The sequence below is a fragment of the Fusibacter sp. genome, assembly GCF_057447755.1.
On sequence record NZ_JBVBZF010000173.1, the window covers coordinates 1 to 7,369 of the forward strand.

The following is a 7,369-nucleotide window of genomic DNA, read 5'->3' on the forward strand; positions in this document are numbered from 1 at the left end:
CCTTTTATGTGTTCCCGAATCTACAAATGAGCATCAAATAGTGGGTGTTATCAAATATTTAGTTCTATCTAGGACTTCTTCATTACAACCAATTCAACTTAATCTTGACACATTCCTGACCGTGACGATTATGGAGGATATGTCTTGTTTCAAGGCCATTAACTTCTGTAAACACACTAATGGTCTCATCAATGAAAACTTCTTTTTTATAGATGACTTGTAATCGACTTGGTGACTTTTCCTTAATATACTCATAAGGCAAGCTGTCTAGTGCCCACTTGAGATAAGATACATTATTGACATGTTGATTAATGTCAATGTCTGAAAATCTGCTTTTAAAAGTCATGCCTTCAACGCACTCAATTTTAAAGTCCATGTGGTCAAGCTTGAGAGGCTTTTGACTATTTTCAGGTACGCCAAAACGCTCATAGAGCACTTGGGGAATGGTTTCTTGTTTTCTTGTTTCATAGTTAATATAAGCCCATTTACTCGTGGCAGTACAGACGATTTTACCCGCTTGGTCCAAAATCTCGTAGGCTCTATAAGCTATAAACTTTCTAAAATAGGTTGGTTTTGTTTTAACGGTGAGCTTTTGTATTTTTTCAATGGGGCTGACAAAATGTATATCCCATTCTACAATCACCCACACGGCATGATCGTGATCTTTGCCAAAGAGAGAACGGTAATGGACAGTAGAGATGTCCTGTAAATAGTTAAGTATGGTCGTTAATCTAACGGTCTTATGAGGATCAAAATCAAATGTATGTAACTCATAAGGTTTTTCAAAATAAGGGATCATGAGTCTTTCCTTTCTGCTATATAAATGTCCTCTAAATTATATCACTTTTATTTTAAGATTATATCTATTCGTTTATAAATTTTTTCTAAACAATATCGTGTATTGGTCTTGTAAATCCGTTCTATATGTGGTATTATCACTAAGAAATAAATGGCACCATAAATTAAATAGCACTTTTTAATTTGGTCCTGTGAGGCTAAAAAGAGAAGATTAAAGTCTTCTCCCAACATTTTTTTAGAGAAAAAGGGAGGTTTTTTTATGTCAACAAATAGTTTTGCTGAATCACCGAGCACCTTAAAGGATGCTAGAAATTTTGTTTTAGGTCTTCAACATCTTATCGCCATGTTTGGTGCAACTGTACTCGTTCCGATCTTAACGGGCTTCAACCCATCTGTTGCGCTTTTCACTGCTGGCTGTGGTACGCTTATCTTTCACATTTGTACAGATAGAAAAGTACCTGTATTTTTAGGCTCTTCATTCGCATTTATTCCATTGATTATCCAAGTAAAAGAATTGTATCAAGGTGATCTAGCATATGCCCAAGGTGGGATAATCGTTGCTGGATTTATTTATGTACTTTTATCTTTCTTAGTTAAGTCAGTAGGCGTAGACCACATCAAATCATTTTTACCAGCACATGTTGTTGGACCAATGATCATCGTAATCGGTCTAAACCTCGTACCTGTAGCATATGGTATGGCATCTGCAAATTTCGTACTTGCCGCTGCAACACTTGGTACTGCGCTTGCAATCAACTTCCTTGGCAAGGGTTTTATCAAACAGTTATCAATCTTAATTGGTGTTGTCGTGGGTTATTTACTCTCTTTATCAATGGGCCTTGTGGACTTCACAAGCATCCAACAGGCATCAATTATTGGTATTCCAGCCTTTACACTTCCTAAGTTCAGCTTAGAGGCTATTTTAATCATCGCACCAGTTGTACTGGCTGTATTCATGGAGCACATTGGCGATATCACAACCAATGGAACTGTGGTCGGTAAAAACTTCATTGAAAATCCAGGTCTTCACAGAACCTTGTTAGGTGATGGTCTTGCTACGATGTTCGCTGGCCTTCTTGGTGGGCCTGCAAATACCACTTATGGCGAAAATACTGGTGTTTTGGCAATTACACAAAATTACAACCCTGCAATTTTAAGAATCGCAGCAGTGTTTGCAATAATCTTGAGCCTAGTGGGTAAATTAGGCGGTGTCCTTGGCTCTATCCCGACAGCAGTAATGGGTGGTATCAGTTTAATGCTCTTCTCAATGATTGCCTTAATCGGTGTTAAAACCATTAAAGATCAAAAAGTTGCTTTTAATGTGAAGAACATTGTGATCATGGCTTTAATCCTCTTCGTCGGCTTAGCACCATCTTACCTACCTGCATTGGCACTTAAAATTTCAATTCCAAATTCAGCAGTTGCACTTTCTGGATTGAGCTTGGCTGCACTTTTAGGTGTCATCGTGAATGCTGTATGGCGCAAATTAGACTAAGTCTAACCTAGAAAATACGCGTATAGATAAAAATTATATAAGGTGTTTACAATGTTGATATCAAGTCATATTTGTAAGCACTTTTTTTATTTGTGTTTTTAGTCTTTTTTGGGGCATATATACTTTAACGCGATTTTTTACATATACTGGAGGTTGCTATGCCCAGACATTTAATCGAAAATAATCCTTCACTTTTATGGCTAAAAGACATTGGAATGGATTTCATAAATCTATCTTATCAATATAAAGATCCATTCGTCATACTTAAAAATCAAGAAATTTTATTTTCAAACAAAAGTGCAGATACCCTATTTGAATCAACCCTGATCCATAAAACGATTGACGAGATCACTTCTTCAGATTGTCAATATAGGGATTACTTTGATTATTTTGAAACCATGAGTATTGATAGTACAAATTTGACTGAGCCCATCCGTTTTAAATGGCGCCACATAAAAAATGGAAAGACAAACTTCAACGCTGAAATCCTTCTCTTCATTCTAAAAAATGACCTTTACAACAGTTATTATGGTGCATTTATATTGGACCTTAGCCGCTTGGACACCCCAAACAAGACGACCTCAGATGCACTTTATAATTTGTTGACGAATTCAAAGGAGGCTACCCTAATCATCAATCCTCAAACAGGGTATATTCTCCACGCCAATAAAGTTGCACTTGAGTTCTACGGTTATACAAGTGCTCAAATACATAGATTAAAGATTTCAGATATCAATCTCCTGACACCTGAGGCAATTCAAAATGAAATGGCAAGAGCAACTGCAGAATCTAGAAATCATTTTAATTTTAGACACAAGCTTTCAAACTCAGATATATGGGATGTAAAGGTCATCAGTGGTCCTTTTGAATACAATGGCGAAAAGTTATTGTTTTCTACAATAGAACCTATAAACAAGGTCATTGATATGGCTGTGGAGGACATGGATTATCATAAGGTTTTCAAAAATGCACCTATTCCAATGGTGATTATGTCTAATTCACTTAAGATATTGGATGCTAATGCCGCATTTGAAAAGCATTTTTTATATTCAAAGGCAGAAATCCTACAACAAGCCATCAGTGATGCCATCGTTCCAAGTGAGTTTTCAGAGGAATCATTTTTCTTTTTAAACATGGTGCTTGAAGGGAATACCATTGAGTATGACGTCGTAAGACAAAACAAGAATCATATGAAAAAAAACTATCATATGACCGCATTCCCACTAGCAAGTTCAAATCAAGGTGTCACAAAATTTGTTGCCATGTATGAAGAAATCACAGAGGAAGTAAAAAGCAAACACCTATATGATCTTTTCTTAAAAACATTCGATCATATCACAGAAGGTGTCATAATTACCCGACCTGATAAAAAAATCATATGGGCAAATAAGGCTTTTTTAGACCTGACGGGATATGATCTTGATGAAATCAAAAACCATACCCCTAAAATTTTAAAATCTGGTGAACATACCAGTGAGTTTTATCAAAACATGTGGCTTAGTATAAATTCAAATGGCTTTTGGTCTGGCGAAGTAAAAAATAGAACCAAAACAGGGGCAACGTTGCTGGAGTGGCTCACGATTCTAGATGTTAAAAATCATACAGGTCAAACACTCAACTACATCGGTGTCATCTATGATATTACAAATTACAAGGCCAACGAAGAGAAAATAACAAATTTAGCCTACTACGATCACTTGACTCAACTATTGGCAAGGGGGCATTTCCTTGAACTTTCTGATAAAGCGATTGAAAACGCCGTAGAAAAGGACCAAAAACTATGTCTTTACTATCTTGATGTTGATTTCTTTAAAGAAATTAACGATCAATATGGCCACTCTGTCGGTGATTTAGCACTTATAAGCGTCGCCCTCATCTTAAAAAATATTTTTGATCAAGACGAAATGATTTCAAGAATAGGTGGCGATGAGTTCGTCGTCATGTCGGTATGTAAGGGTAAAAATCTTACTGAAATTCACCGCAATTTAAAAAAAATAGAAGATGCCTTTGTAAGGCCGCTCAAGCTTGATGACCAGATTGAATTGACCCTTTCAGTTTCGGTTGGTTACGCCGTTTTTCCTAAAGAAGGAAGGAGTTTTGATCAATTATTACATGTTGCAGATGACAGGATGTATCAGCTCAAAGCATCTCACCATAAATCCTAAAGTGTCCTGTTGAATATTGTTTAAATTTCAGATAAAATATAACTGTTATTCTAAATACGGAGGAAGCAAATGCGCAAAATACTCATATTGACAGCATCTACAGGTGGTGGGCACGATAAAGCCGCTGAAAATTTAAGGCTTTTACTTGAAAAAAATAACATTACTGTTCAGGTGAGTAGTTTTATGAAAGAGATTAATCGATCACTCGATTATATTGTAGTAAACAGTTATAAGCAAATGTCTTTAAAATCACCCAGAACGTTTGGTCATCTCTATTATATAAGTAATCGAAAATTAGTGAACAATCGCGTTTCTAGTGCATTTAACATCGTTGGCAAGACACGTCTTTTAAATCATATAAAGCAAATGAACCCTGATGTGATTATAGGAACACATTTGCTTGCGAGTAATATCATCTGCAAGCTCAAGGCAAGCCACCAAATTGATATTCCTTATATTTCTGTAGTAACTGATTTTCATACACATAGAAGTTACATCAATTCAGAAGTTAATGCCTATATCGTAGGTTCATCATTCACAAAAAATGCCTTGGTTCAAAATGGCATCAAAAGCAGTATCATTCATAATTTTGGCATACCTCTAACCCCAAAGTATTATCTTGCAAAGGAAAAGAATTCCGATCAGTTCTCTATTCTCATTATGAGCGGAAGTATTGGTTTAACTTTTGTTGATGATATACTGAATACACTGAGAGATTTACCAAACCCAATCCACTGCAAGGTTGTCTGTGGTAATAATATTAAACTTAAGCGATCCTTGGAAAAGAGATTCCACTCTGAAATTGAAAATGGTCTATATGAAATTTTTGGTTTTACGGATGCTGTAGATGAACTCATGGATGCTTCCAATGTCATCATAACCAAACCAGGTGGTTTAACCACCACTGAAGCAATTGCCAAGGGCCTGCCAATCCTGATTCCATTTGCAATGCCAGGTCAGGAGGAAGAGAACACGGATTTCTTGTTAAGTAGTGGTGCAGCCTTTAAAATTGAAAATGGCCAAAAGCTGGTTTTCATTTTGGATCAGCTTATCAATGATCCGACATATTATCATCAAGTTCGTCAAAATGTCTTGAACTTAAAAGCTTCATTTTCCTTGGACAGTACACTTGCATTAATTGAAGAATTTTTATAATGGTAACCGATCTGTCATTTTTGTAATTCATAAAACAACATTTGAGCCACCTTCGATGCCTAAAACCAATCTTCGCTGACGCTGTTTGAGATTGAACACTTCTCATCACAACTTTCGGCTCAAATTTTTTGTATATCATATTTGTTGTATATAATAATAGAGACGCTTAAAATGATCTTTCATTTTTAAGCGTCTCTTTTTATTTGCTTTCAAGCGGAACAAACTTATTCTGCTCTTGTGATAAAGTGGTCAATGGAATTATAAAAGGCCTGCAAGTATGTGTTAACCGCCTCCGTTTTTTCATATCCATTTTCCTTTAGCATATTCAAATAGTCTGACACGATCTGAGCTGAAATGGTTTCAGGATAAGCATCAATAAAGCTTTCATAAGATGCAATCATCTCATCGTTGATCTGTAATTTGTCCTCAAAAATAATGGCCGATGGAATGTAATAATACATATAAGCCTTATACATCTCTAATACAATTGGATAGGTTTTACCACCTTTAAAATGTCTAAGATGATTCTCAGCTAAGAGAATTCTCTCCACCAAATCAGCCTGTGAAATCTCAAGCGAGGATCTAGTTCCAGTATACTCTTCTGATTCCAATGATTTTAAATAAATATAGCTTTGAACTTCTTCGCTCATAAAAGCGGCATAGGGCTTGAATTTCGAATAATCTGTTACAGGGTAAACAACACCTTCGTAAGGTACAAGCTTGTAACCACTGGCATAGATCTCATCTATTACCATGCCGCTACCGCCATCATATTTACCAAAATCGAACTCACCCTTTTCGGCGTTGAAGCATTTCATTAATTCAGTTTGTATATGATTGTCTAAAGAGATGACCTCTACATAATAAAATTGTTTTTTAATGGACATTTCTTCTAGTTTAAAAAAATTTGCAGTTGCCTCTTCAGTGGACATCTTTGATATGTTTTGATCTAAGTATTTGAAATTATTGATCAAGTCCTCGCTGACGACATCTTTATCGACAGGCGTATTGAGATCTACTTGAGCAACAGGGGGAGTAACTGTTGGTGGTAACGCATGCTCACCTTGTCTTTCACTTTGACAACCCGTCAAAGTCAACACGAGCAGGATACCGATCAACCACGTTTTTTGCATATTGCCTCCAATTCTATGTCATTACATTATATTATTCAATTATACCACTAAACTTGTGTCCTTTATGTGAATTTTTCATTAGATTCCAAAATGATTTCATTCAATTTAGAAATTTTATCCTCTATTTCAATATCATGGAGACCACTGTAGGACAAGACGAGGATATTACTGCCTTCATAGTCACTAACACCTTCCAACTTCAGACCTATCTGCTCTGCTTCAACCACGACTTTTTCCTTATTTACACTTTTGGAAAAAGAAAGCATAACATGTAGTCCAGACTCCTTACCCACTAGTTCATAATAAGGATTCTGATGCATTTTAAAGGCCTCAATCAAAATCTGATTTTTTTTACCATATATCTTTTTGATTCTTCTAATATGGCGTTCAAAGTAACCTTCTGACATATAATTGGCTAATGCCAACTGCTCAATCTTAGAAACCGTTTGGGAATAGCGCTCTTTAATTAAATTAAAACGGGACATTAGAGTCTCTGGAAGTACCATGAAACTGATTCTTAGTGAAGGAATCAAGAGCTTTGAAAAAGAACCCACATAAATTACATTTTTACCGTGGTTTAATCCTTGAAGTGCTGGAATCGGGTAGCCCTCATATCTTAGCAG

The 7,369-nt window shown here is 36.0% G+C and carries 6 protein-coding genes; 3 read left to right on the forward strand and 3 right to left on the reverse strand.

Annotated elements, in window-relative coordinates:
- Positions 1-82 precede the first annotated feature (82 nt).
- Positions 83-799 carry an acyl-[acyl-carrier-protein] thioesterase gene (locus tag AC220I_RS15360; protein ID WP_486724739.1) on the reverse strand — a complete coding sequence of 239 codons (717 nt, stop codon included), beginning with the start codon at positions 797-799 and terminating at the stop codon, positions 83-85.
- Positions 800-1,057: 258 nt separating this feature from the next.
- On the opposite strand from AC220I_RS15360, the gene AC220I_RS15365 reads away from it, so the two are divergent.
- The 3 genes from AC220I_RS15365 to AC220I_RS15375 all read left to right on the forward strand — a co-directional run bounded on the left by AC220I_RS15365 (position 1,058) and on the right by AC220I_RS15375 (position 5,613).
- Positions 1,058-2,293, forward strand: coding sequence for a uracil-xanthine permease family protein (locus tag AC220I_RS15365; protein ID WP_486724740.1), 1,236 nt, complete (start codon positions 1,058-1,060; stop codon positions 2,291-2,293).
- 158 nt (positions 2,294-2,451) lie between these two features.
- Positions 2,452-4,458 (forward strand): diguanylate cyclase, encoded by a 2,007-nt coding sequence (locus tag AC220I_RS15370; RefSeq protein WP_486724741.1) that lies wholly within the window; start codon positions 2,452-2,454, stop codon positions 4,456-4,458.
- 69 nt (positions 4,459-4,527) lie between these two features.
- Positions 4,528-5,613, forward strand: coding sequence for an MGDG synthase family glycosyltransferase (locus tag AC220I_RS15375; protein WP_486724742.1), 1,086 nt, complete (start codon positions 4,528-4,530; stop codon positions 5,611-5,613).
- Positions 5,614-5,837: 224 nt separating this feature from the next.
- Here AC220I_RS15375 and AC220I_RS15380 read toward each other — a convergent pair whose 3' ends face one another.
- Together AC220I_RS15380 and AC220I_RS15385 are read right to left on the reverse strand one after the other, a co-directional pair.
- The gene (locus AC220I_RS15380) at positions 5,838-6,746 is read right to left on the reverse strand and encodes a hypothetical protein (RefSeq protein WP_486724743.1); all 909 of its coding nucleotides are present in this window, start codon (positions 6,744-6,746) and stop codon (positions 5,838-5,840) included.
- Between the two features lie 62 nt (positions 6,747-6,808).
- The coding region (locus AC220I_RS15385) for an aminotransferase-like domain-containing protein (RefSeq protein ID WP_486724744.1) at positions 6,809-7,369 on the reverse strand (561 nt) is incomplete at its 5' end.